Here is a 23,981-nt window from a genome sequence, read left to right as displayed (position 1 = left end):
AACGCCCACTCTTAACAATTTAGGTTAAGCGTTAGTTTTTATATTAAATATATTTAGTCTTTTTTAAATGATAGGAGTTCAACAAATGGGTTCAGCAGCGACAATGAAAGTTATGGGTCTTGCCTTAATGGTTTTAGGAATTGGTCTTGCAGTATGGGGGTTTCAATTATCTGATTCTGTCGGATCACAGATAACAGAAGCGGTGACAGGAGCAGACACAGATAAGGTCATGACATACTACATTACTGGCGCGATCAGTTTTGTTGTAGGTCTCTTCCTTTTCGCTAGAAAATAACCTTGGAGGCAATATGGATATAATAAGCTTAATCGTATTTATCGCTGTGGGTGCATTGGCTGGTTGGCTTGCCGGCAACATAATGAAGGGAAGAGGCTTTGGTCTCATAGGCAATATCATTGTCGGAATTCTAGGCGCTATATTGGGTGGTTTTATATTCGGTTTGCTTAATGTTATAACGGGTGGCTTATTCGGTGCTATTATTATGGCCACAATTGGCGCTATTATTTTGTTATTTATAATCAGTCTCGTCAAGAGGGCCTAACTCAATAGTCGCTCGTAAAAACATAACCTGATTGCCGTTTCAACAGGAAAACGTACCCACTGAACGGTTGCCAGGTTATTCTGTTGTTTAGCGGCAAAAAGGACTTTAAGATGGCCTCTATTTTTTCATCGGACCGAGTCAGAGTTATCCTCAATCGGTTTCGTGACCGGCTTTGGGTAAAGCCGTTGGCCGTTTGTCTACTCTCAATCGCGATGGTCTTCACCGCAAAATTTGCAGATGGTACTTCTTTAGCGAATATCGTCCCTGTGATTGCAGAAGAATCTCTTGTGACACTGTTGTCCATCATGGCCACCAGTATGTTGGTGATCGCCACCTTTTCGGTAGGTTCAATGGTCTCTGCTTACGCTTCGGCAAGCAGCACGGCAACTCCTCGTTCATTTACTTTGGTCGTCGCAGATGATGCGTCCCAGAATGCGCTTTCTACTTTTGTGGGTGCCTTTATTTTTAGCATAGTGGCTCTCACTGCAGTCAAGAATGAATATTTTATGACGGCAGGTCTTTTTATTCTTTTTGTTTTGACAACGAGTGTATTTGGCTTGGTCATCATTATGTTTGTCCGTTGGGTTGATCGAGTCGCCCGACTGGGGCGTATGGGCTCGACGATTAGCAAGGTTGAAAAGGCGACTGCCGATGCCTTGCGACGTCGACGAAAAGGCCCAACGCTTTATGGCATGCCAGTCAGTGGACAAGCGCTAGGATTTGCTGTGTTTGCGGAAAAGGTGGGTTATGTTCAACACATCGATATTGCTGCACTTCAAACGTGGGCTGAAGAATATGAAGTGCGGGTGGTGGTGGCGGCTTTGCCAGGCACATTCGCCGTGCCTGGAAGAGCTTTGGCCTACGTCAGTACCTTGCCTAGCGACCGGCCTAAAATGAACCACAAAGGTGTTATTGACTCGTTCCAAATCGGAAATGATCGCCTGTTTGATGACGACCCACGATTTGGTTTGGTTGTATTGTCGGAAATTGCCGGACGAGCTTTGTCACCAGCCGTTAATGATCCGGGTACAGCCATTGATATTATAGGAACCATGGTGCGACTTTTTGCCTTATGGAGTGGGTTTGAGTCCGACGATAAGGCTAAAGATAAAGATGAATCTGTTCCAAAGTACGATCGAGTAGAAGTCCCTGAAGTCTCGGTGAGTGATATGTTCGATGACGCTTTTACGGCCATTGCCCGTGACGGCGCAAGTACTGTCGAAGTGTCAGTGCGGTTACAAAAAGCGCTACACTCTCTTGCATCAACAGGGGGTTCAGAAATGCGAGAGGCCGCCGAGTATCATAGTCAACTGGCACTGAAACGTGCGCAACTTGTACTGGATATAACTGAAGATTTGACGGCCATACGTGATGCTGCCAGGTTTGCATCTTCTCAGAACGCTTAGAAGCCCTTTTAGTGGACTAGCTCGTTAAAATGTTCTGATCTTTTTTAACCTCTAATTTCTTCAAAGTCTTGATAATGACGGTTGATTTTCCTATCTTATGATATGAGTTTATAAGGCATTCTCAACCTGGCGTGGTTAGTTACAAATGCATCACGTTAGGGACGGAGTTGAGGAAGATTTTTTACACTCCTAAGAGTGCGTACAGATGAATGCGAGAGTTTCTCTGGAAAGAGAGCAATATGTTTAGGAATGTAAGCTAAAGTAGAGTTAATTAATGTGAAAGGCTATATCCACGGTATTAAATACGACACAATTAATGATTAATGATTAATGATTAATGACAAGTGACTTGTATTTGATTGACTCTAGTGGTCCAGCGTCAATGTGTTAACAGATTTAAGCTTCTAGATTTAAAATGAATGGACGGTGCATACAAAAGATGTCTCGTCCAAGCTTCTTTACTGCATACGAACTTTAAAATTCCAGGAGAGGTCAGGATTAGCGGTCTTCAGACTCCATATCCTCACCAGATGGCATGCGTTTGCCAGTTCCCATGCCTCTTCCATATCCCTTGTTACTGTCCGATTCCATCCCACTGCCTGATTCCATGTCTCCGCCAGATTTCATGTTTCCGTCAGCCCCCATGTCATCCATACCATTGCCCGATCCCATGCCTTTCATTTCGTGTCCTGAACCCATGCCTTTCATATCATTGCCTGAACCCATGCCGTTACCCTGTCTCATGTTATTTTTTTGCATCGAGGGTGAGTCGGGTAGGCTAAGTCCCTGTGATTTCGCACGTTCTTGCATACTTTGATGATGTTCATTACGGATCTGTTCTTTTTGTGTAGCCGTTTTAGCGGCATTCAGTTTGCTACGATATTCTGCACGTTCCTGTTGCGTCATCATTTGACTACCGTAGACAGTGTCTTGTGTGGATGAACTCTCTTGGCCTGCCGCCAGCGCATAGCCAGTGGACAGCGATAAGACGCCAGTTAAAGCAGATATAATCAATGTGTGTTTCATAATGGTTGACTCCTTATAAATAGAGGTTGATGCAAGTGGGTAACCATGGCCCCTGCAACCCATTCAGAGGCTAACTTGGTCATAAATAATTTTACAGATTGGCGTGTACACTTGAGTAACCTGCATTTGGAATATAAGTCCAGCAGGTAGGAAGAGAGTATTAATATACTCAATGCCAATAATCTTGTGATTATAATAAAATCACTTATGATGTTAGCAAAAATTCGTAATAAGGCAAGCAAAATAAACGTCTCTTTCATTCATGGTCTCAATCTACCGAGACCTGTTAGATTTTAATCCCATGAAAAACCCCAGACAATCCAGAAACCATCCGTTTTTTACTGTGATAAAATACGTGCATTCAAATTTTAATTTTCAGGAGAAATCTCATCATGTTAGATGCCTACCGTAGTCACGTTGCAGAACGTTCAGAGCAAGGTCTGCCGCCGTTACCGCTAACCGCGGAACAAACTGCTTCATTGGTTGAGTTGATTAAAAATCCACCAGCCGGTGAAGAAAGTTTTGTGGTGGACTTGTTAACGAATCGCGTACCGCCAGGCGTGGATGAAGCTTCTTATGTTAAGGCTGGCTTTTTAACAGATGTGGCGAATGGCACGATGACCAATGACTTAATCTCTGCTGAACAAGCGACGTTTTTGTTAGGCACAATGCTTGGCGGTTATAACGTTCAACCTTTAATTAGCTTGTTAGACAGTGACAAAGCCAATGTCGCAGAAGCTGCAGTAAAGGCGCTTTCTAAAACGTTATTGGTTTACGATGCGTATCATGATGTGGTCGAGAAATCGAAAACTAACGATTATGCGATGCAGGTAATGCAGTCGTGGGCAAATGCCGAATGGTTTACCAATAAACCAAAGATGCCAGAAGAAATTACCGTAACCGTTTTCAAGGTGGAAGGTGAAACCAATACCGATGATCTCTCTCCAGCGACAGCTGCATGGTCACGTCCTGATATTCCACTACATGCTAAAGAGATGTTAGCGGCGCGTATTGATGATGTCGGCGCTGTGATGGATCAATTAAAAGCCAAAGGCCATACGGTTGCTTATGTTGGCGATGTGGTTGGAACGGGCTCATCTCGTAAATCGGCTATGAACTCGGTTATGTGGTTCTTTGGTGAAGACATTCATTATGTCCCGAATAAACGCCAAGGTGGCGTGGTTTTAGGTGGCAAAATTGCACCCATTTTCTTCAATACTGCTGAAGATTCAGGCTCATTACCGATTGAGTGTGATGTTGATTCTATGAATATGGGTGATGTGATTACGATTCACCCATACGCTGGTAAAGTCACTAACGAAGCAGGGGAGACTCTCTCTACTTTTGAGATTGCTCCAGAGACCATGCCGGACGAAGTACGTGCTGGTGGACGTGTCCCATTAATAATCGGTCGTGGTTTAACGGATAAGGCGCGTACTGCGTTAGGAATGGGCCCTTCCGAAATATTTATTCGTCCGTCAGATAAGTCGCAAGCAAACCACGGTTATACCTTGGCTCAAAAAATGGTCGGTAAGGCGTGTGGTATTGCGGGTGTTCGTCCTGGGATGTACTGCGAACCCCACATGACCACCGTCGGTTCTCAAGACACCACTGGTGCAATGACCCGTGATGAGATGAAAGAGTTGGCTTGTTTAGGTTTCTCTGCCGATTTAGTCATGCAGTCTTTCTGTCACACCGCCGCGTATCCAAAGCCGGTCGATATTACTTTACAGCACTCGTTACCAGACTTTATGACCAGTCGTGGTGGGGTGGCGTTACGTCCTGGTGACGGCGTTATTCACTCTTGGTTAAACCGTCTGTTACTGCCTGATACTGTGGGTACGGGAGGCGATTCTCATACGCGTTTCCCGATTGGTATCTCTTTCCCTGCGGGTTCTGGTTTGGTGGCTTTTGGGGCAACTTTGGGTGTTATGCCTTTGAATATGCCTGAGTCAGTATTGGTGCGTTTTAAAGGCAAAATGCAGCCAGGTGTCACATTGCGTGATTTGGTCAACGCCATTCCTTACCAAGCGATTCAAGAAGGTTCATTGACGATTGAGAAGAAAGGTAAAAAGAATGTCTTTAATGGTCGTGTATTAGAGATTGAAGGGCTTGAACACCTAGCCGTAGAGCAAGCATTTGAGTTGTCTGATGCCTCCGCTGAACGTTCTGCAAATGGTTGTGTGGTTAAGTTATCTGAAGAACCTATTATTGCTTACTTAAAATCAAATATGGCATTAATCGACTGGATGGTCGAAAACGGGTATGCCGATGCGCGTACATTGTTACGTCGTCGTGATGAGATGCAGGCATGGATAAATAATCCACAGTTATTGTCAGCGGATGCCGATGCAGATTATGCGGCCGTGATTGAAATTGACTTAAACGAAATCAAAGAGCCGATCGTAGCTTGTCCGAATGATCCAGATGATGTTAAGTTATTATCTGATGTAGCGGGCACCAAAATTGATGAAGTCTTTATCGGTTCATGTATGACCAATATCGGTCACTATCGTGCAGCGGGTAAAGTGTTAGAGAGTATGGGTAATGTACCAACGCGTCTGTGGATTGCACCCCCTACCAAAATGGATGAACGTCAGTTGATTGAAGAGGGGTATTACAGTATTTATGGCCGAGTCGGTGCGCGTACCGAGATGCCGGGTTGCTCACTGTGTATGGGGAACCAAGCCCGTGTTATGGATGGTGCCACTGTGTTCTCAACCTCTACCCGTAACTTCCCGAATCGTTTGGGGAATGGCGCAAACGTTTACCTGGGTTCTGCCGAGTTAGCGGCGGTCTGTGCTGCTTTAGGTAAATTGCCGACGCCAGCTGAATATCTAAAAGAAGTGGCGATGCTGGATACCATGGGGGATGATGTTTATCGTTACTTACAGTTTGATGAGATGGCGGACTACGACGTCGTGTCGCCAAAAACATTGGCAGAAATTGGCGTTGCAGTAGGTTAACTCTCTTGTTAACGGCCTTTTAATAGAAAACCGCTTCTGACGTATGTCAAAAGCGGTTTTTTTATGCCTAAAAATCACCCTCTCAACAGGCTGTATCATCGAAAGTAATACGTTAAAATGATCGTTATTTGAAAAATAGATTAAAAGGGGTAAGCATGTTCATATTTAGACTTTCCGTCAGTACACTTCTCATATTTTCTTCGATAAGTTTAATAGGCTGTTCGGAGAGTGTGGTTAAGAGGATGGATTCGGCCAATCACGGGGGCATCTCACAAACAGATATTGACTTAATGATTCATAAAGCCAAGGCCGCAGAGCGTGTAAGAGTTCAAGCAGAGTATAAGCAACAAGTGGTGAGAGCGAGCGTATTTGCCCATCTGAAAAAGATGAACTTACCCGTACTTGCAGGGAACTGTATAGTGCGTGTGACGGTGCCTGCTCAAACGTTATCATCTGATACCAAAGTGCAAATTTCTGAGCAGAGAGAAAGTTATCGTGCCGCTATTTGTAAAAAGCATTTTACCGTGAAAAATATTATTAAAGTGCAAGCCAGTCTGCATGATAAAGGCTATTTAACGTCAGAGAAAGTAACTAGATCAAATTTGTTGAATGGCCTGTGGGATGACAGAACTCAGCGGGCGATGTTAACCTATCAAAAAGAGAATGGTCTTGCTTATGGGGTTGAAGAGGTTGAATGGACCTTAGAGTCAATGAAGTCTTTGAATTTACTATAGAGCACAGCGAGAATTATTAATTTTAGAGACAAAAAGCCTGAGTTTATCAGGCTTTTTTATCCCTAAGAAAGCCACCAGACATGATTGTATGTATGGATCAATCAGTGGGGCTTTAAAAAGGTTAATGCAGAGTACTTAAATAGAGTGATAATTTACTCGAGGTTTCAGAGGTAATATCCCCCAGTAACTCTTCCATAATGCTTTTCTCACCTTCGTAATAACGCACATTTTTAACACCGATAATATCACGCGCCACACTGTTTAAATCACTAAGGCCATCAATCATACCATTGGCCATCGCATCTTCTCCTAACCAGACTAAACCTGTATAGGTGTTTTCGGTCTCTTTAATGCGATCTCCACGACCCTCACGTACGGCAGAAATAAACAGTTGATGTGTTTTTTCGAGCACTTTTTCTTGGAAAAAAGCGCGCCCTGCTTCGTCTTTAGGGCTGAAAGGGTCAATAAAGGTTTTGTGGGCTCCGGCATGCATTGAGCGGTTTTCAATCCCGATCTTGTCCATTAAGCCCGTAACACCGAAAGAGTCCATACGCACACCGATAGAACCAATCATCGATCCTTTATTGGCATAGATCTCATCGGCCGCCACTGCAATGTAATAACAGCCAGATGCACATAGGTCTTCAACGACGACGTAAACTGGCTTGTTATAGATTTTTTTCAAACGTGTAATTTCATCATTAATCAAGGCTGACTGAACGGGGCTTCCACCAGGAGAGTTTGCTTTAATAATGACGGCTTTACTATGCTTGTTACTAAAAGCTTGTTCTAACAAAGGATTGATTTTTTCAGCACTGATTTTAGACCCTGGCATAATGGGGCCTTCAATTCTGACAACAGCGACATGATCTTTACCTGCAGACAATCCATCAATATCGTTCAAAGAGCCTATGCTTTGAGTGGCCATATAAATAAAGAAAATGATGTAGGCCGCAATGGCCAGTTTTAGAAAATTGGCAAAACGGCGAGTCCAACGTTCTTGTTTGACCAGAGACTCTACGGCCGTGGCCAGTCGATTAAAGCTATTTTCTGATTTTTGAGACTCTTGTTCCATTTTGAATGCCTTATAATAATTTCAAGTTTTGTAATTCTACCCTGTTCGAGCCTATGACCCAAGAAAATACGCCTACTCTAAAAAATAGTGAGTCTGCCAAAAGTCAGACAGAACTTATTCAAGCTACCGATATGCAGGAAGATAGCTTGCCGCCTGTGGAACTGTCAGGGAGTGCTTTATTCGAATTTGATATAGATGCTTTCTTAAAGCAGTTAACACAGCGACCTGGCGTCTATCGGATGTTGAATAAAAAAGGCGTGATTATCTATGTCGGTAAGGCCAAAAATCTAAAACGTCGAGTCAGCAGTTATTTTAAGAAAAGGCATGATGAGATCAAGACGGCTTCTATGGTTGAGCAGGTTGCCAAAGTTGAAGTGACGGTCACTGATACAGAGAGCGAAGCCTTAATTCTCGAAAACACTCTCATTAAGCGCCACAAACCTAAATACAATATTCTCTTTAGAGATGATAAATCTTATCCCTCTATTTATGTTTCTACAGGCAAAGAGTATCCCGCATTAAGTTACCATCGTGGCGCAAAGCGCCGAATAGGGGAGTATTTTGGCCCTTTCCCAAATACGTCAGCGGTCCATCAAACCTTACAGGCTTTACAAAAGATTTTTCCAGTAAGGCAGTGTGCCGAAAGCGTTTTTAACCATCGTTCGCGTCCGTGTCTGCAATACCAAATTAAACGCTGTTCGGGCCCATGCGTTGATGGATTGGTGACAAAGGAAGCCTACCAAGAGGATGTTGAGCATACGTTGATGTTTCTGCAGGGCAAAAGCTTTAGGGTCATTGAAGTGCTTGGTGAAAAGATGGAGCAGGCAGCTGACTCTTTAGAGTTTGAACAGGCAGCATCCTATCGCGATAAGGTGGCGGCTTTAAGGGCGATACAGAGTCAGCATCTTATTAATCAACCTGGTACTAAAGATATAGATGTGATTGTTACGGCTGAACAGGCTAATCAAGTCTGTGTCTGTTTAATGATGTATCGAGGTGGCAACCTGTGGGGCAGTGAGCACTTCTATCCAAAATATATGGATTCAGCCGAAGAACAAGACGTGTTAGCGGCTTTTGTCACCCAGCACTATCAATCTCATCCAGTGCCTGCTGAAATTTTACTGCCGATCAAATTAACCGAGCAAGCTGGATTAGAGTCGTGGTTAAAAGATAAACGACTAGGCCTGGTTAAAATAAAACAGCCCGTTCAACAGACCGCAAAAGGTTTAATTAAGTTAGCACAAACCAATGCCAATGCAGGGCTAAAGCAACATGTTACCCAGAAAGCGACTCAGGTTCAGCGCGTCAAAGCCTTACAAGAAGCTTTAGGGTTAGTGAACCCGCCGAACTACATGGAGTGTTTTGATATTAGTCATACTATGGGCGAGTTGACGATTGCAAGTTGTGTAGTGTTTGCAGAAGGTATTCCAAACACCCAGGCCTATCGAAAATTCAATATCTCAGGCATTACTGGGGGCGACGATTATGCCGCCATGTTTCAAGTCCTGGAGCGGCGTTACAGTCGTTTAAAAACAGAATCGGCCCAGTTACCAGATTTAATTGTCGTGGATGGCGGTAAGGGTCAGCTGAACCAAGCCATTGAGGTTCTTAAGGGATTGGAGTTAGACAATATTCCTTTGGTCTCTGTTGCTAAAGGCGAGGGGCGTAAGGCGGGCTTAGAGGTGCTTTATACGCCTTATAATATGCAAGGCATTGATTTAGAGTCGGATGATATAGCATTACATCTAATAAACCATATTCGTGATGAAGCACACCGCTTTGCTATTACAGCGCATAGAGCCAAACGCACCAAAGCGCAAACCCATTCTAATTTAGAGTCCATTGAAGGCATAGGGCCGAAAACCCGAAAAATTTTACTGTTACACTTCGGTGGATTAACGGAGGTTAAGCTAGCTTCAATCTCTGAGTTAAGTAAAGTCAAAGGGGTCAGTCAGGACAAAGCACAACGAATCTATGATTTTTTTCATGGAAGTTTATAAAAACTGGGGTGAATCACCTTAAACATTCTTAGCTTATGATAGTATTCCTCCTATCTATTATTAAAGAAAAAAAGAAAATTATGAATTTACGATCCCTCCCGATGATGATGACCTGGTCACGCGTTGTTTTAATTCCAGTATTTTTGATCTGTTACTACGCGCCGATAGAAGACGCCCGTTACTGGGCAGGGTTAGCCTTTATGGTGGCCGCCATTACCGATTGGTTTGATGGCTATTTAGCCAGAAAATTAGGTGTTGATAGTAAATTGGGTGCTTTTCTGGATCCTGTTGCGGATAAGTTGATTGTGGCCGCGGCGCTGATTGTCGTCGCGGCAGAGTATCACGATAATATTTATGTGATTATTTCAGCCGTTTTAATTATGATGCGTGAAATTGGCATATCAGCTTTACGTGAATGGATGGCTGAGAATAATGCTCGTGAAGTTGTGGCCGTGTCTAACTTAGGAAAGCTTAAGACAGCTTCACAGCTGGCCGCATTGACGTGGTTGTTGTACGGTGGCGAGTTGTGGGGTGTCAATTGGGGCGAGCTCGGTTTCCCAATGTTGTACTTTGCAGCAACCCTGACGGTGATTACTTGGATTCAATATACCAAAGCCGCATTGCCAGAAATCATCCGTTCAGTCAAATCAGAAGGATAATTTTGTTTTCGTGCTTTAAGCCTTGTTAACTGAACTTTCTTTTCGGATTTTTACTAAAAATTGCTTGACGTTTAAAGTCGATTCCCTATAATACGCCACATCAAGCGGGAATAGCTCAGCGGTAGAGCACAACCTTGCCAAGGTTGGGGTCGCGAGTTCGATCCTCGTTTCCCGCTCCAAATATATTGGCGGAATAGCAAAGTGGCTATGCAGTGGATTGCAAATCCATCTACCTCGGTTCGACTCCGGGTTCCGCCTCCATTTACATTTGGAAATTTGATAAATTTTGACTTAGCATTTTAAATGTTAGCTATCTGCCCAGGTGGCGAAATTGGTAGACGCAGGGGACTTAAAATCCCCCGGTGGCAACACCTTGCCGGTTCGAGTCCGGCCCTGGGCACCATATTCTAAAACCTCGTAAGCTCAATGGCTTACGGGGTTTTTTTATGTCTGAAATTTAGTGATTCTAACGGGGAACTTCACAAAGCAGGCTTGCCTAGCTTAGCCATTTCTTAGATATGCGTTTTATGTATAAGTGATGCCTGACTGACAGATTGTTCTGCTCAATGTTCAGTTCAAGTAAATCGAACATGAACACCTTCTCTTTACACAACGCTGTCTCTCATGGTGGAGTGCTATACTTTAAACAGCAAGTCATGCGCGTTAATCTTTCGAACAAGCATTCAATCTGTGTATTATCCGCAAGTTTGATGTCGGTTTATTTAGTCTAAAATGAACAGCCTAAATTAAACTATTTTAGTTTCAACTCCCCAAAAGGCACTAAATGGGTGAGAATAGTCAAATATACCCTCGTATGCTGTCATCTCTAGGAGTGCAAATAATGACTGGTTCTAAACATACTTATTTAATTGTACTTGCATTTGTTTTATTTGTTTTTGGTCTGTGGGGTTATTTTAACAATCCAAGCCAAGAGCCACCATGGCCTAATAAAATACCCGGTTTCGCTTTTTCTCCTTATCAAGAAGGCGAGAGTCCGTTTACAAGTCTTTATCCTTCACGTGAATCCGTCGCACAAGATATACAGATTTTGTCACAATCAACTCATGCCATTCGTACCTATACGGTGAACGGTGTTTTTGGTGAAATTCCGGCTTTAGCAAGTAAGTATAAAATTAATGTCGCTCTTGGTGCTTGGCTGGATGACAATCTCGAGACCAATCAAATTGAGCTGGATAGCCTCGTGAGCATAGTCAAAAACAAACCCTACAATATTGTTAGGGTTATGGCGGGAAATGAATCGGTATTACGCAAGGACTTAACACCAGAACAGATGATTGCTTATCTTGATGCATTGCGCAGTAAAGTCGACGTTCCAGTGAGTACTGCTGAACCATGGGATATATGGATAAAGCACCCTGAATTAGCTGAACATGTAGATTACCTTGCCGTCCATATGCTGCCATTTTGGGAGGGTATTGCAATGGATTCAGCAACAGATTATATCGTTGAGAAAATGAATCTATTGAAAGCTACTTTCCCTAATAAACCTATTGTGATTGCCGAGGTAGGTTGGCCAAGTAGTGGGCGCTCAATCAAGGAAGCTTCGGCGTCTAAATCGAATGAGGCGAAGTTCTTGCGCCGTTTTATTGAAAGAGCCAATCAGGAAAATTATACCTTTTATATCATGGAAGCTTTTGACCAACCCTGGAAAGATCGCCTAGAAGGCTCTGTTGGCGGTTATTGGGGAGTATATGACGTTAACCGCCAAGCAAAATTTGAATTTCGTTCCTCTATTATTGCCGTGCCTGAGTGGCGATTGCTTGCGGCATCTTCAGTCTTGTTGGCCATTTTTTTGATTATGGTTTTACTCATCGATAGTTCAACTTTGGATAACCGTGGTCGTGGATTTTTGGTGGGCTCATCGTTCATGGCTTCGTCTGTGATTGTATGGCTTGTTTATGATTATTCAATCCATTATCAAAGCTGGGTAAGTGCTCTGGTGGGTGTACTACTGTTGCTAGGTGTTGTGGGTGTTTTGGTGGTGATTTTAACGGAAGCACATGAGTGGGCTGAGGCGATTTGGTATAAATCTCGCAGAAGGGTGCTGATCGAGACAGAGACGACCGATGAAAACTTGCCTTTTGTTTCGGTACATATTCCAGCATACAGCGAACCGCCAGAGATGATGATTGAAACCTTAAATGCGTTAGCTGAGATGGATTACCCGAACTTTGAAGTCATTGTGATCGACAATAACACCCAGGATCCAGAGGTTTGGGAACCCGTTGAAGCCCATTGTCTGCTGCTGGGCGAACGCTTCCGATTTTTTCATGAGTCTCCACTCGCGGGTTATAAGGCAGGTGCATTGAATTTTGCCCTAAAACAGACCGTGCCTGAAGCCAAAGCCATTGCCGTGATTGACAGCGACTATATGGTTGAGCCTTGTTGGTTAAGACAGCTTGCGGCCCAGTTAATCAACCCTGAGATTGCCATTGTGCAAGCACCGCAAGATTATCGTGATCATCAACAAAATGCTTTTAAAGCGATGTGTTATGCAGAGTATAAAGGATTTTTTCATCTCGGTATGGTTACGCGTAATGAGCGTAATGCGATTATTCAGCACGGCACTATGACCATTGTGCGTCGGAGTGTACTCGAAGAAGTAGGTGGTTGGGGTGAAACGACGATTACCGAAGATGCCGACTTAGGGTTGAAAATTTTTGAGCATGGTCACCAGGCGGCCTATGTTGAACAGAGTTTTGGTAAAGGTTTAATGCCTGATACTTTTATTGATTATAAGCAGCAGCGATACCGATGGGCATATGGTGCTATGCAGATTTTGCGTGAACATTCTAAAGCCTTGCTGCACTGGAAAAGCACCAAGCTCCAGTCTGGTCAGCGTTATCATTTTGTCGCGGGATGGTTGCCTTGGATTGCGGATGGTTTTAACTTTATTTTCACGCTGATGGCCATCGTCTGGTCTGCTTTGATGATTGCCAATCCCATTGAATTCAACGCACCGCAGATGATTTTTTCACTGATTCCGATTGCGTTTTTTGGGTTCAAAGTCATCAAAATGCTAATTTTGTACATAGGGCAGGTGAAAACCTCTTTTATAACCGCCTTATGCGCGGCAATTGCTGGTTTAGCTTTGTCCCACGCGATTGCAATGGCGGTATTGTCTGGTTTATTCATCGGCCGTCAAATGCCTTTTGTACGCACGCCAAAACAGGCGGATACGCTAGCATTTACCCAAGCCTTCATTGATGCCAGGATGGAAACCTTTATGGCAACTCTTTTGCTGGTTTTGATGGGGTTGATTGTTTGGCGTGTAGGCTTGGACTCATTTGAAACGACATTATGGATAATCGTTATGGTCGTTCAAATCATTCCTTATTTAGCGGCTCTGATTTTGTCTTTAATCAGTGCTATGCCTAAATTATCTGCGGCTTGGGTGGGGGTTGAAGCCAACAAATCAGCGTGTCATACCGTCACTCCGCCGCTTGAATAACTCGCTTGCAAAATGTGCGAGTGAGAAAAAACGTAAAGATGACTTGAACTGACCAGGCCTGGTTAAATAGGGCGACCTAGTTTTGAATCAAATCGCTCACAATACACCTCAATAGTTGATGAGAGAAGCTTCCACCATGTGCTAAGCGTTTGCCCTCAAGTGTAGGGTGGTAAAGTAACCTGATTAGGTGTGTCTCGTTTGAAATTAGTGTTCAATCATTAGGTGGGGGTAGTCCATCATTTTGACGGGCTTGAATGGAGAAAATTTAACCTATAGCGGCTTGGTCTAGAAACCAATGTTTAGGGCCAATGAGACTGATGGGAAGTTTTTCGCCCATCGTCAACCTTTTCAAGACCTCTTTTTTACTCTCACCAGATGTTAGAACAATGCGGTATTTTGCTTTGATGAGTGTGTTTAGACTTAAGGAAACCCGTTCTTCTGGTAGTTTTGGCGCATGGAATACCGCAACCACCGAATCTTGGCTCGTTAATGCCTTATTATTGGGAAATAGGCTGGCTGTATGACCGTCTTCTCCCATGCCTAAAATAACTATATCAAACGCATCGAAAGCCTCTATTTTGGGTTGGTAGTCTTTAACCGCTTCCTCGGCACCTAATTCAGCTTTAATTGGGTAAAAGTGCTTTTTTGAGGGGCCTTGTCCATTAAAAAGTGTTTTAGACACCATGCTATCATTACGTTCGCGATCTCCTGAAGGCAGACAGCGTTCATCCCCCATATACCACTCTATTTGCTCCCATGGTAGAGCGAACCTTGAGAGTTTGTCTAGACAAGGTGCTGGGGTGTTACCTCCAGGCAGTGCAATTCGGCAGCGGGGCTGATGACGTAAACATTCATTGATTTTTTGAACGATAAAATGAGCAGCGGCTTCCGCGAGCTGCTCGGTATTGTCATATATATGATAATGATCCATTACTTACTCCTCGTTGCTCTGATCTTGGCCCGGTTGGTACCAGCCACACAAACAGTCTTTGGTAAGTTTATCCATTGCTGTAATCTCACAACTTCCTGCGGGGTAACGATCAATTGAGACCCGGTTTTTCCAAGCATTTAGGATAGGTTCTATAATAGCCCAGGACTCATTGACTTCATCTGCCCGAGAAAACAGCGTGCCATCTCCTGTCAGTACATCATGCATAAGGACTTCGTAAGCATCCGCTACCGCATCGGTATTCGCATAAGGAGCATGCATTTCCATGACTTCGTTGTCTGTGGTTTGACCTGGTTTTTTAGCGTTTATTCTTAAGACGATGCCACTGTCTGGTTGTAGTCTGAAAATGAGTGCGTTGGAGGTTGGCAGTGAAGCGTGTTCATTAAAGAGATTAAAAGGCGGTTTTTTGAAGCGAATGATGACTTCAGACATTCGACACGGCAGACGTTTTCCAGAGGTTAAAATAAAGGGAACGCCTTGCCAACGCCAGTTATCAATTTGAAAGCGTACTGCCGCAAATGTTTCAGTGACAGAGTCTGGAGAGACACCTTCTTCTGCAACGTAGGCAGGTTTGATTTCACCACGTATCACCCCTTTTGCATATTGAGCGGCAACCGTTAATGAGTCAATATCTTCGGGTTTAAATCGTCGTACCGCACGTAGGACTTTGATTTTTTCATCACGTACAGCGTCTTCTGTGAATTCGACCGGCGGTTCCATGGCCACTAAAGTCATGACTTGCATGAGATGACTTTGAATCATGTCACGTAGGGCGCCTGCTTTTTCATAATATTGTGCGCGGTACTCAATGCCTAATGTTTCAGAGACATTGATTTGTATATTATCAATGTAGTTTCGGTTCCAGAGTGGTTCCATAATGCCGTTGGCAAAGCGGTAGACTAATAGGTTTTGGACACTTTCTTTTCCCAAATAATGGTCTATTCGATAAATTTGATTTTCATTAAAAACGGCTTGTAACTCAGCGTTTAGCGCCAAAGAGGTTTCCAGGTTCATACCAAAGGGTTTTTCAATGACAATTCTACGGTAACCTTCGGCTTCTGACACTAAACCTGCTTTTCCTAAACCTTGTGCGACTTTGCCATACCAAGCAGGGGGGATAGCACAGTAAAACATCGCGTTTTTTTGCTTGCAGTTGCCTAGAGGAAGGATGGCTTCGGCTAGCAGTGAATAGCTTTTATCCCGGTTTAAGTCGCCAGGCACTAAAATCAATTTTTCGGTAAACGCCTTCCATTTTTTTGGGCTTTTAATAATGGCATGGTCTATTTCCACCAGACCATCAAAGAGGATTTGAATCCACTCTTCTTTGCTCCGTTTATTCACCAGTCCAATAATTCGGCTGTCTTTGTGCACTAATCCGCAATCGAGCATACGAATAAGGGAAGGGATAAGCTTACGTTTGGTCAAATCACCGGTGGCACCAAATATAACAATATTGGATGGATCAGCTGCTTTTGCTAGCACAATGCTTTCATTGCCGGTCTCGTGGGTTTCAGCCTCCAAGGGCTGTTTGCTTGCTTTTCGCTTTGTCATCTCAAGTCCATCCGTAAGGTTACTTGTTTTTTACTGGTTTAATGGAGTGCCCACCAAAACCTGCGCGCATCGCATTGAGAACCTTGCCAGAGTAGGTATTTTCCTGTCGGCTACGGAAGCGCATTTGCAATGCCAAGCTCAAAACGGGTGCAGGAACCGCTTGCTCGATAGAGGCTTCAATTGTCCAGCGACCTTCGCCAGAGTCATCCACATAATCACTTAAGCCACTTAAGGCGACATCCTGTTTCATGGCATCTGCAATTAAGTCGAGTAACCATGAGCGAACCACGCTGCCGTGTTGCCATATTTGTGAGATTTGCGTCATGTCTAAATCCATGCCCGGCTTATCTTCCATCAGTTCAAAGCCTTCTGCAAACGCTTGCATCATGCCGTATTCAATTCCGTTATGAACCATTTTGACATAATGCCCAGCGCCAGCAGGTCCAACATGTCCCCAACCCGTATCGTATGAAGGGGCCAGAGACTTCAGGGCGGGTTCAACCAAGGCAACGGTCTCTTTTTTACCACCAACCATTAGACTGTAGCCATTCTCTAAACCCCAGACGCCGCCAGAGGTTCCGCTGTCCATAAAACGATAACCTCTTGCTTCCAACTCCAACTCGCGTCTTTGAGACTGCTTGTAGTTTGAATTACCGCCATCAATGATTAAATCACCCGGCTCTAATCCCGCTTCAATGATGGTTTCAATGGTTGTATCAACGTGTTCATGTGGCACCATTAACCAGATAATGCGCGGTGCGCTTAGGTTGTCAATAACGGCTTTAAATGAGGTAACCGCTTGTATATTTTCATCTTCTTTTGCCAGGTCAATTGCAACTTGCTCTGAGCGATTGTAGGCAACGATCTGATGATTATCTTTTGCTAGACGTCGAACCATATTTGCTCCCATTCTGCCTAGGCCAATCATTGCTAATTTCATGTCAATCTCCTTATTTGATCGAATATTTTTATGTCTTTAATACGAAAAAATTTATTTGTTGGATGCTTAGGTAGCATGGCTAGTCGGGTGACACTGCATTCGTTTTAGAAGAGGTGTGGCAGATTTAGCCAATATTTAGGTGTTTGCGACGCTGCAAACTTACTTTTAATTCTACAGGTAATTACGCAGAAGAAAAGCGGAAATTTATAAATAACCAGAGCTGATTATTTAAATTGTTTTTATTCTTTCACTTAAATTCTGCGTGCAGTTCTCGATTGTTTGAAGCCATAGATTTTTAAAATGTACGAACAAGGGCAGTAGTGCACCATGTTAATGCAGCTCTAAGAGTTTAGGGTGCAATATTATTAGATGTTGCCTTAATAAAGGCTTAATAAATAGTTAAGTGATTGTATTTAAAATGTTTAATTTTTATGGGCTTGGATAAGCTTTATGAAATAGGTTCTTAATGATGGAGATTGATATTGTGAAAGCAGATTTTAAAGTGCTACTGGTCAGTGATGAGGTTGCTAATACGCATGAGATTGAAGCAGGGCTGAGGCGTTCAGGTATTACCCAGATCAAAATAATTTCGACTGATTCTAATGTGTTAAATGTTCTGAATGAAATGTCTGCGGACTTGATTGTTTTGGATGTAAAAAAACCCTCAACAGCATTGTTTGAGCAATTTGCGATTGTGCATCAATTTTGCCCGCTTCCTGTCGTCTGTTTTAGTTGTGAACGTGATTCATTGGTTATTGCCAAGTCGGTGAAAGTTGGAGTGACGGCTTACATTGTGGATGGTAAGGATGCTAATCGAATTAGGCCTATTATTGATGTGGCGATGGCGCGTTTCAATGAATGTTTCGCAGTACGCAAGGAGTTGGCGCAGGTTAAAAATAAATTGTCCGAGCGCGCGGTGATTGAAAAGGCAAAAGGATTATTGATGGAGCACAAGAAAATGACAGAAGATCAAGCATATAAGACTATGCGCAAACTGGCGATGGATCAAGGTAAAAAAATATCCATTGTCGCACATGAAATTTGCGATGTCATAGTGGCTTTGTCTGCATGATGCCTGTTTTAATTATATTGTTAAACATGAAGAGTGGCTTCAGTGATTAAGGATTGGGGTGAGTTTCTAAGAGTTGTCTTGGTGGATACTGATACCGCGCGTTCGGCACTGTTGGGTCAGGCCCTTCAGGATCAGGGGTATGAAGTGATCAAGCGCTTAAGTCCTGGGCCAAACTTATTGGCACAAATTGCCAGAATTATGCCGGATATGATTGTGATTGATACCGATTCACCAGATAGGGATATGCTAGAAAGTGTCTCTTTATTAAATGAGCATAACCCATTGCCAGTGGTAATGTTCGCGGATGAAGATAATGATACGGTTGTGCGCGAGGCCATCCGTTCGGGTGTCAGTGGTTATATCGCGCGTAATACAGACCCTGAAAGAGTGCGCTCAATTATGCGGGTAGCGATTGCTAGATTTAGGGAGTATCAAGCTTTAAAGGATGAGTTATTACAGACAAAGAGTGAATTGCAAACTAATAAGATGGTGCAAAAAGCGAAGAAGTTGTTAGTCCAGCATAAAAATACAACGGAGCAGGAAGCGCATCAGGCCATTATAAAAATGTCTATGGATCAAAATAAATCCTTAGCGGATGTCGCGCAGAATATTATCAGCGTGTTAGGAATGGAGATATGAGGTGTTATTTGCATGTTGGATAAGATAAAAGTAGGGTTTAGCCCATTGACGGACTGTGCGCCTTTGATTGTCGCTAAAGAAGAGGGTTTTTTTGCGCAGGAAGGGTTGGATGTCACTCTTTGCAAAGAGGTTTCTTGGGCAAATATTCGAGATAAACTCGTCTATGGTGAGTTTGATGCCGCACATATGTTGGCCCCGATGTTGATAGCAACAACCTTAGGGCAGAGTGGCATTAAAAAGCCATTGCTAACGGCATACTCATTTGGATTGAATGGCAATGCAGTAAGTGTTTCTAATGTATTGTTTGAGGCGATGCTTGCTTACGAACCTGAGTTAATTGAGTGTCCTGAAAAAACCGCCAGTGTTTTAAAGCAGGTTATAAAGGTTCGCAAAGAGCAGTTTAAGGCTAAGTTACGCTTCGCTGTGGTTTTTCCTTTTTCGATGCATTACTACTTGTTAAGTCATTGGTTGCAAACAGTAGGGGTCGATATTAATGAGGATGTAGAGGTGTTAGTTGTGCCGCCATCCCGCGTCGTTCAAGCCTTGGAGGAGGAGGTTATTGATGGTTATTGTGTCGGTGAGCCCTGGAATACGCATGCGGTCAAGCGGCGAGTAGGTGTAACGATTATAACGGGTTGTGAAATCTGGAATAATGCGCCAGAGAAAGTGTTAGCGGTCACTGAAGAGTGGGCAAAAAACAATTCGGATATTCATAACAGGCTAATTTGGGCATTATATCAAGCAAGTCGGTGGATTGATCACGCGGAGAATCGTCCAGCATTGATCTCTTATTTGGCGATGGAAGAGTATGTCAATGCACCGGTGTCCAGTATTGAGAGTGCGCTCAGTGGCCAGGTTTGTAACCCAGTCTATAAAACGTGTCGTAGTGTTCCAAATTTTTCACTGCCCTTTAAGCATCAAGCCAATTTCCCGTGGCAATCTCATGCAGAGTGGATTTTGCAACAAATGCAGGCTGTCGGTCAGATTTCTGGAGATTTTGATATTAAAGCCGTTGTTGCAGCAACGTATCGGACCGATTTGTATCGTAAAATATTGTTGGCGCATGGCATTTCTGTTCCGAGTGTAAATTCAAAAGTGGAAGGAGAGCATGCTGTTCCTCGGGTAAATGAAAGGTATTTGTTGGGAGAGGATCTCTTTCTTTAGTTCCTCTGTTTCCATTATTCGCCTAAATTTCTCATATACTTTTCTAAACTTCTATTCTGTTCATCACTATCTAAAGAACGGTTGCACCAAAATAAATGTAAGGCAGTCTTTTTTGGTGATAACCCATGTTTAAATAACTGGTTATGTTGTGTTATTTTTATTAACACCATGAAAATAATGATAAATTTAATATTGGCCTACGGTATGCTTGATTGTTACTAAGTTAATCGAGTAATGTTGCTCTAGAATTCTTCCTATTGATGGGAGGGCTGTAGAGCAATCATATCCCTTCTATTTATATATCTGAATTCTTTAAGCTTTGTAAGTTTAGTAAATACATATAAATAAAGGAAGGGTCTTGCCATGTCTGCATTCAAATCATCACGTCGTCATTTCTTAAAGAAAACCGTACTTGCAGTGAGTACCGTTATGGCATTTTCATCAGGTGCCTATGTTTCTAGTGCCTACGCCTTAGGCGCACCCGAAAAAGAAGAGTTAAAATTTGGTTTTATCAAATTAACGGATATGGCACCTTTAGCTATTGCTGCTGAAAATGGTTATTTCGAAGATGAAGGGCTCTATGTTCAGTTAGAAGCGCAAGCCAACTGGAAGGTACTCTTAGATCGCGTTATTGACGGCCAGTTGGACGGTGCGCACATGTTAGCGGGTCAGCCGATTGCCGCGACAATGGGGTACGGCACCAAAGCAAATATTATTACTCCTATCTCAATGGATTTAAATGGCAACGCCATTACGGTTTCCAACAAGACTTGGGCTGCAATGAAGCCGTACGTCAAGATGGATGGCGACAAACCTGTACACCCCATCAGCGCCTCAGCTTTAAAGCCTGTCGTACAATCTTATAAAGACGCTGGTAAGTCTTTCAAAATGGGTATGGTCTTTCCTGTTTCAACACATAATTATGAACTACGTTATTGGCTAGCCGCAGGGGGGTTAAATCCAGGTTTTTATGCACCTGACAGGGGCAATACGGCAGGAACGTTGGAGGCTGACGTTTTGCTTTCTGTTACGCCGCCACCTCAAATGCCTGCGACTATGGAGGCTGGCACGATTGAAGGTTACTGTGTTGGCGAGCCTTGGAATCAGCAAGCTGTTTTTAAAGGCATTGGTGTCCCAGTGATCTCTGATAACTCAATTCAAAAGAACAATCCTGAAAAAGTATTTGGACTGCGTGAAGATTTCTATGAGAAGTATCCAAACACAACGATTCGTGTCGTTAAAGCAATGATCCGAGCAGCCTATTGGTTAGATGCTGAAAACAATAAAAACCGTCCAGCAGCAGTGAAAATTTTATCTAAATCAAACTATGTTGGAGCAGATTACAAAGTCATTGCTAATTCAATGACGGGTACATTTGAATATGAAAAAGGGGATCAGCGTTCTGAGCCCGATTTCAATGTGTTCTTCCGTTATAACGCAACCTATCCGTACTATTCAGATGCCATTTGGTACATGACTCAAATGCGTCGTTGGGGACAAATTTCTGAACAGAAAACGGATTCTTGGTACAAAGACATGGCTAAAAAGGTGTATCGTCCTGATATTTACAAACAAGCCGTTAATGAGTTGATTGCTGACGGTAAATTTAAAGAAACTGACTTCCCTGGTGTGTCTGAATCAGATGGTTTCCGTGGTGTTCAAAACGACTTTATGGATGGTGTTCCCTATGATGGTACTAAACCGAATGCCTATATTGACAGCATGACAATCGGACTTAAGGGTTCAACTAAACTTTAATTCAATCATAAATGACTCTATTGGCACCGTGTGTTGATAGAGTATTTTTGAGTATTCAACTCATTCAAAGGTGAAATATATGAATCCTTTAAAATGGCCAACAATCGAGCCCTTTTATAAACTGGTTATTGGCGAGAATCGTAAAGGTCAGCTTAATGCCATAGTGAAGATGGTTGGTTTGCCTTTAACAGGTATTTTTGTTTTTCTGCTCATTTGGCAAGGTGCTGCATCCCATATCCATACTTCTTTAGGTCAGTTTCCAGGCCCTCAACAGACCTATGAACAGTTTGTTTCTTTAGTGGATGAAGCTAAAGCCTCTTCTCTAAAAGAGCAGGCATTTTACGAACGACAATATGTTCGTAATGAGAAAAAATTGGCCGCCAATTCAGAAGCAGAGGTTAAAGTCCGTGATTACACAGGTCCACCTACTTTTTTTGACCAGATTGGTCGTAGTTTAGTTACTGTCATTAGTGGTTTTTTACTAGCCTCTTTGATTGCCGTACCGATTGGCATTGTTATTGGGTTAAGTAGTAATGCTTATGCCGCATTTAATCCTATTATTCAAATATTTAAACCCGTTTCTCCCTTAGCTTGGTTACCTTTAGTCACCATGGTGGTCTCGGCTGTCTATGTCACGGATGATCCTATGTTTGATAAGGCGTTCTTAAACTCTATGTTTACGGTTTTACTGTGTTGTTTGTGGCCAACCATTATTAATACGGCTGCTGGCGTTGCCACGGTGACTCAAGATCTTAAAAATGTCAGCCAAGTACTGAGTTTAAATTGGTGGACTCATATTCGAAAAATTGTGCTGCCATGCTCAATTCCTATGATGTTTACCGGTTTACGTATCTCTTTTGGTATTGCTTGGATGGTCTTGATTGCAGCAGAAATGTTGGCTCAAAACCCTGGTTTAGGTAAGTTTGTTTGGGATGAGTTCCAAAATGGAAGTTCTGATTCTTTAGGACGCATTATGGTTGCAGTGGTTGTAATCGGTATTGTTGGATTTATTTTAGATAGAGGCATGTTGATGATTCAGCAAGCCGTATCTTGGGATAAGTCAGCAACATTGCGTTAATAAAGCCAATAGGGTTAGGAGAATTTAAATGTCAGAAGTCCACTTAGAATTAACCAATGTTGGAATTGAGTTTCCAACCCCAAGAGGGCCTTTTCGAGCCCTTAGAGATATTAATTTAAAAATTGATCAAGGAGAATTCGTCTCTCTGATTGGTCACTCAGGTTGTGGTAAATCAACCGTGTTAAACATTGTTGCCGGGCTTTATGAAGCGACGGAAGGTGGTGTACTTTTAGATGGACGTGAAGTGAATTCACCCGGTCCAGAAAGAGCGGTCGTTTTCCAAAACCATTCTTTATTACCTTGGTTGAGTGCTTATGAAAACGTCGAATTAGCCGTTGACCAAGTCTTTAAGAAAAGTAAAACGGCCGCTGAGAAAAAAGAGTGGATTGAGTACAACTTAAAACTCGTTCATATGGATCATGCGATGCATAAACGACCTGACGAGATCTCTGGTGGAATGAAACAACGTGTTGGGATTGCCAGAGCTTTAGCGATGCAGCCTGAAGTGATGCTAATGGATGAGCCATTTGGGGCTCTCGATGCATTAACGAGAGCGCATTTGCAGGATTCCTTGATGGAGATACAGAAAGCGTTAAATAACACGGTGATTATGATTACCCATGATGTCGATGAAGCGGTCTTGTTATCAGATCGAATTGTCATGATGACTAATGGTCCAAATGCAACCATTGGTGAAATTTTAAAAATAGATTTACCACATCCAAGAGATCGGTTGGCACTGGCTGATGACCCAACTTATAACCATTATCGTTCAGAGGTGATGCGATTTTTATATGAAAAGCAAAGAAAGGTCGAACACTAAGTCATTTTAAATACTATTTTAAGGCGTTAAGTTAAACCGTCTAGTTTTTTGAAAGAAAGATTTTAGCTTAAGACGCTTAACTAATTACAACAATAGACAAGGAGGTCTT

At 42.9% G+C, this 23,981-nt stretch carries 19 protein-coding genes and 3 tRNA genes; 17 read left to right on the top strand and 5 right to left on the bottom strand.

The genetic code is table 11. The features are described 5' to 3' along the window. Positions 1 to 85 precede the first annotated feature (85 nt). The 3 genes from F612_RS0104530 (at position 86) to F612_RS0104520 (ending at position 1,966) form a co-directional block, all read left to right on the top strand. Positions 86 to 295, top strand: coding sequence for a DUF3185 family protein (locus tag F612_RS0104530; RefSeq protein ID WP_019556565.1), 210 nt, complete (start codon positions 86 to 88; stop codon positions 293 to 295). A gap of 13 nt (positions 296 to 308) precedes the next feature. Next, on the top strand, positions 309 to 560 hold the full coding sequence (locus F612_RS0104525; protein ID WP_019556564.1) for a GlsB/YeaQ/YmgE family stress response membrane protein: 252 nt from the start codon (positions 309 to 311) through the stop codon (positions 558 to 560). Positions 561 to 670: 110 nt separating this feature from the next. Then, positions 671 to 1,966, top strand: a complete 1,296-nt coding sequence (locus tag F612_RS0104520) for a DUF2254 domain-containing protein (RefSeq protein ID WP_019556563.1) — start codon at positions 671 to 673, stop codon at positions 1,964 to 1,966. A gap of 498 nt (positions 1,967 to 2,464) precedes the next feature. Here F612_RS0104520 and F612_RS13175 read toward each other — a convergent pair whose 3' ends face one another. Next, a complete protein-coding gene (locus F612_RS13175) occupies positions 2,465 to 2,992 on the bottom strand; it encodes a hypothetical protein (protein ID WP_019556562.1) in 528 nt (175 codons plus the stop codon). Positions 2,993 to 3,384: 392 nt separating this feature from the next. Here F612_RS13175 and acnB point away from each other — a divergent pair, with 392 nt between their 5' ends. Next, positions 3,385 to 5,958: a bifunctional aconitate hydratase 2/2-methylisocitrate dehydratase gene (gene acnB, locus F612_RS0104510; RefSeq protein WP_019556561.1), complete on the top strand. Its 2,574-nt coding sequence runs from the start codon at positions 3,385 to 3,387 to the stop codon at positions 5,956 to 5,958. 155 nt (positions 5,959 to 6,113) lie between these two features. Beyond that, on the top strand, positions 6,114 to 6,692 hold the full coding sequence (locus F612_RS0104505) for a hypothetical protein (protein WP_157760456.1): 579 nt from the start codon (positions 6,114 to 6,116) through the stop codon (positions 6,690 to 6,692). Positions 6,693 to 6,813: 121 nt separating this feature from the next. On the opposite strand, the gene F612_RS0104500 is transcribed toward F612_RS0104505, so the two are convergent. Further along, on the bottom strand, positions 6,814 to 7,767 hold the full coding sequence (locus tag F612_RS0104500) for a S49 family peptidase (RefSeq protein WP_019556559.1): 954 nt from the start codon (positions 7,765 to 7,767) through the stop codon (positions 6,814 to 6,816). 131 nt (positions 7,768 to 7,898) lie between these two features. Here F612_RS0104500 and uvrC point away from each other — a divergent pair, with 131 nt between their 5' ends. The 6 genes from uvrC (at position 7,899) to F612_RS0104470 (ending at position 13,898) form a co-directional block, all read left to right on the top strand. Next, positions 7,899 to 9,767, top strand: a complete 1,869-nt coding sequence (gene uvrC / locus F612_RS0104495) for an excinuclease ABC subunit UvrC (protein WP_157760506.1) — start codon at positions 7,899 to 7,901, stop codon at positions 9,765 to 9,767. An 80-nt stretch (positions 9,768 to 9,847) separates the two neighbouring features. Then, the gene (pgsA, locus tag F612_RS0104490) at positions 9,848 to 10,426 is read left to right on the top strand and encodes a CDP-diacylglycerol--glycerol-3-phosphate 3-phosphatidyltransferase (protein WP_026329630.1); all 579 of its coding nucleotides are present in this window, start codon (positions 9,848 to 9,850) and stop codon (positions 10,424 to 10,426) included. Between the two features lie 104 nt (positions 10,427 to 10,530). After that, positions 10,531 to 10,605: transfer RNA gene (locus F612_RS0104485), tRNA-Gly, on the top strand. 8 nt (positions 10,606 to 10,613) lie between these two features. Continuing rightward, positions 10,614 to 10,687 (top strand) — tRNA-Cys (locus F612_RS0104480). A gap of 55 nt (positions 10,688 to 10,742) precedes the next feature. Then, positions 10,743 to 10,829: transfer RNA gene (locus tag F612_RS0104475), tRNA-Leu, on the top strand. A 438-nt stretch (positions 10,830 to 11,267) separates the two neighbouring features. Continuing rightward, positions 11,268 to 13,898, top strand: a complete 2,631-nt coding sequence (locus F612_RS0104470; RefSeq protein WP_019556556.1) for a glycosyltransferase family 2 protein — start codon at positions 11,268 to 11,270, stop codon at positions 13,896 to 13,898. 265 nt (positions 13,899 to 14,163) lie between these two features. Here the strand turns inward: F612_RS0104470 and pgl are convergent, their stop codons facing one another. From pgl to gnd, 3 genes are read right to left on the bottom strand one after another with little or no spacing between them, the layout of a single operon-like run. Continuing rightward, positions 14,164 to 14,829 carry a 6-phosphogluconolactonase gene (gene pgl, locus F612_RS0104465; protein ID WP_019556555.1) on the bottom strand — a complete coding sequence of 222 codons (666 nt, stop codon included), beginning with the start codon at positions 14,827 to 14,829 and terminating at the stop codon, positions 14,164 to 14,166. Between the two features lie 3 nt (positions 14,830 to 14,832). After that, a complete protein-coding gene (gene zwf / locus F612_RS0104460; protein WP_019556554.1) occupies positions 14,833 to 16,398 on the bottom strand; it encodes a glucose-6-phosphate dehydrogenase in 1,566 nt (521 codons plus the stop codon). A 19-nt stretch (positions 16,399 to 16,417) separates the two neighbouring features. After that, on the bottom strand, positions 16,418 to 17,338 hold the full coding sequence (gene gnd, locus F612_RS0104455; protein ID WP_019556553.1) for a phosphogluconate dehydrogenase (NAD(+)-dependent, decarboxylating): 921 nt from the start codon (positions 17,336 to 17,338) through the stop codon (positions 16,418 to 16,420). Positions 17,339 to 17,804: 466 nt separating this feature from the next. Here gnd and F612_RS0104450 point away from each other — a divergent pair, with 466 nt between their 5' ends. From F612_RS0104450 to F612_RS0104425, 6 genes are all read left to right on the top strand, one after another. Next, a complete protein-coding gene (locus F612_RS0104450) occupies positions 17,805 to 18,410 on the top strand; it encodes an ANTAR domain-containing response regulator (RefSeq protein WP_026329628.1) in 606 nt (201 codons plus the stop codon). A gap of 42 nt (positions 18,411 to 18,452) precedes the next feature. Continuing rightward, positions 18,453 to 19,049 carry an ANTAR domain-containing response regulator gene (locus F612_RS0104445; RefSeq protein ID WP_019556551.1) on the top strand — a complete coding sequence of 199 codons (597 nt, stop codon included), beginning with the start codon at positions 18,453 to 18,455 and terminating at the stop codon, positions 19,047 to 19,049. A gap of 12 nt (positions 19,050 to 19,061) precedes the next feature. Further along, a complete protein-coding gene (locus F612_RS0104440; RefSeq protein ID WP_019556550.1) occupies positions 19,062 to 20,213 on the top strand; it encodes a CmpA/NrtA family ABC transporter substrate-binding protein in 1,152 nt (383 codons plus the stop codon). Positions 20,214 to 20,576: 363 nt separating this feature from the next. Then, the gene (locus F612_RS0104435) at positions 20,577 to 21,971 is read left to right on the top strand and encodes a CmpA/NrtA family ABC transporter substrate-binding protein (protein WP_019556549.1); all 1,395 of its coding nucleotides are present in this window, start codon (positions 20,577 to 20,579) and stop codon (positions 21,969 to 21,971) included. 79 nt (positions 21,972 to 22,050) lie between these two features. After that, on the top strand, positions 22,051 to 23,049 hold the full coding sequence (locus F612_RS0104430; RefSeq protein WP_019556548.1) for an ABC transporter permease: 999 nt from the start codon (positions 22,051 to 22,053) through the stop codon (positions 23,047 to 23,049). Positions 23,050 to 23,077: 28 nt separating this feature from the next. Continuing rightward, entirely contained in the window at positions 23,078 to 23,872 is a 795-nt protein-coding gene (locus F612_RS0104425; protein ID WP_019556547.1) for an ABC transporter ATP-binding protein, read from the top strand. The last annotated feature ends 109 nt before the right edge of the window (positions 23,873 to 23,981 follow it).

Source organism: Thiomicrorhabdus arctica DSM 13458 (genome assembly GCF_000381085.1).
GTDB classification, from domain to species: domain Bacteria; phylum Pseudomonadota; class Gammaproteobacteria; order Thiomicrospirales; family Thiomicrospiraceae; genus Thiomicrorhabdus; species Thiomicrorhabdus arctica.
This window is presented reverse-complemented; position numbering and strand designations above follow the sequence as displayed.

What these genes read in the sequence shown, in the direction of transcription:
- F612_RS0104530 (WP_019556565.1), top strand. Translation starts at nt 86, where the DNA reads ATGGGTTCAGCAGCGACAATGAAAGTTATGGGTCTTGCCTTAATGGTT.
- F612_RS0104525 (WP_019556564.1), top strand. Translation starts at nt 309, where the DNA reads ATGGATATAATAAGCTTAATCGTATTTATCGCTGTGGGTGCATTGGCT.
- F612_RS0104520 (WP_019556563.1), top strand. Translation starts at nt 671, where the DNA reads ATGGCCTCTATTTTTTCATCGGACCGAGTCAGAGTTATCCTCAATCGG.
- F612_RS13175 (WP_019556562.1), bottom strand. Translation starts at nt 2,992, where the DNA reads ATGAAACACACATTGATTATATCTGCTTTAACTGGCGTCTTATCGCTG.
- acnB (WP_019556561.1), top strand. Translation starts at nt 3,385, where the DNA reads ATGTTAGATGCCTACCGTAGTCACGTTGCAGAACGTTCAGAGCAAGGT.
- F612_RS0104505 (WP_157760456.1), top strand. Translation starts at nt 6,114, where the DNA reads ATGTTCATATTTAGACTTTCCGTCAGTACACTTCTCATATTTTCTTCG.
- F612_RS0104500 (WP_019556559.1), bottom strand. Translation starts at nt 7,767, where the DNA reads ATGGAACAAGAGTCTCAAAAATCAGAAAATAGCTTTAATCGACTGGCC.
- uvrC (WP_157760506.1), top strand. Translation starts at nt 7,899, where the DNA reads ATGCAGGAAGATAGCTTGCCGCCTGTGGAACTGTCAGGGAGTGCTTTA.
- pgsA (WP_026329630.1), top strand. Translation starts at nt 9,848, where the DNA reads ATGAATTTACGATCCCTCCCGATGATGATGACCTGGTCACGCGTTGTT.
- F612_RS0104470 (WP_019556556.1), top strand. Translation starts at nt 11,268, where the DNA reads ATGACTGGTTCTAAACATACTTATTTAATTGTACTTGCATTTGTTTTA.
- pgl (WP_019556555.1), bottom strand. Translation starts at nt 14,829, where the DNA reads ATGGATCATTATCATATATATGACAATACCGAGCAGCTCGCGGAAGCC.
- zwf (WP_019556554.1), bottom strand. Translation starts at nt 16,398, where the DNA reads ATGACAAAGCGAAAAGCAAGCAAACAGCCCTTGGAGGCTGAAACCCAC.
- gnd (WP_019556553.1), bottom strand. Translation starts at nt 17,338, where the DNA reads ATGAAATTAGCAATGATTGGCCTAGGCAGAATGGGAGCAAATATGGTT.
- F612_RS0104450 (WP_026329628.1), top strand. Translation starts at nt 17,805, where the DNA reads ATGATGGAGATTGATATTGTGAAAGCAGATTTTAAAGTGCTACTGGTC.
- F612_RS0104440 (WP_019556550.1), top strand. Translation starts at nt 19,062, where the DNA reads ATGTTGGATAAGATAAAAGTAGGGTTTAGCCCATTGACGGACTGTGCG.
- F612_RS0104435 (WP_019556549.1), top strand. Translation starts at nt 20,577, where the DNA reads ATGTCTGCATTCAAATCATCACGTCGTCATTTCTTAAAGAAAACCGTA.
- F612_RS0104430 (WP_019556548.1), top strand. Translation starts at nt 22,051, where the DNA reads ATGAATCCTTTAAAATGGCCAACAATCGAGCCCTTTTATAAACTGGTT.
- F612_RS0104425 (WP_019556547.1), top strand. Translation starts at nt 23,078, where the DNA reads ATGTCAGAAGTCCACTTAGAATTAACCAATGTTGGAATTGAGTTTCCA.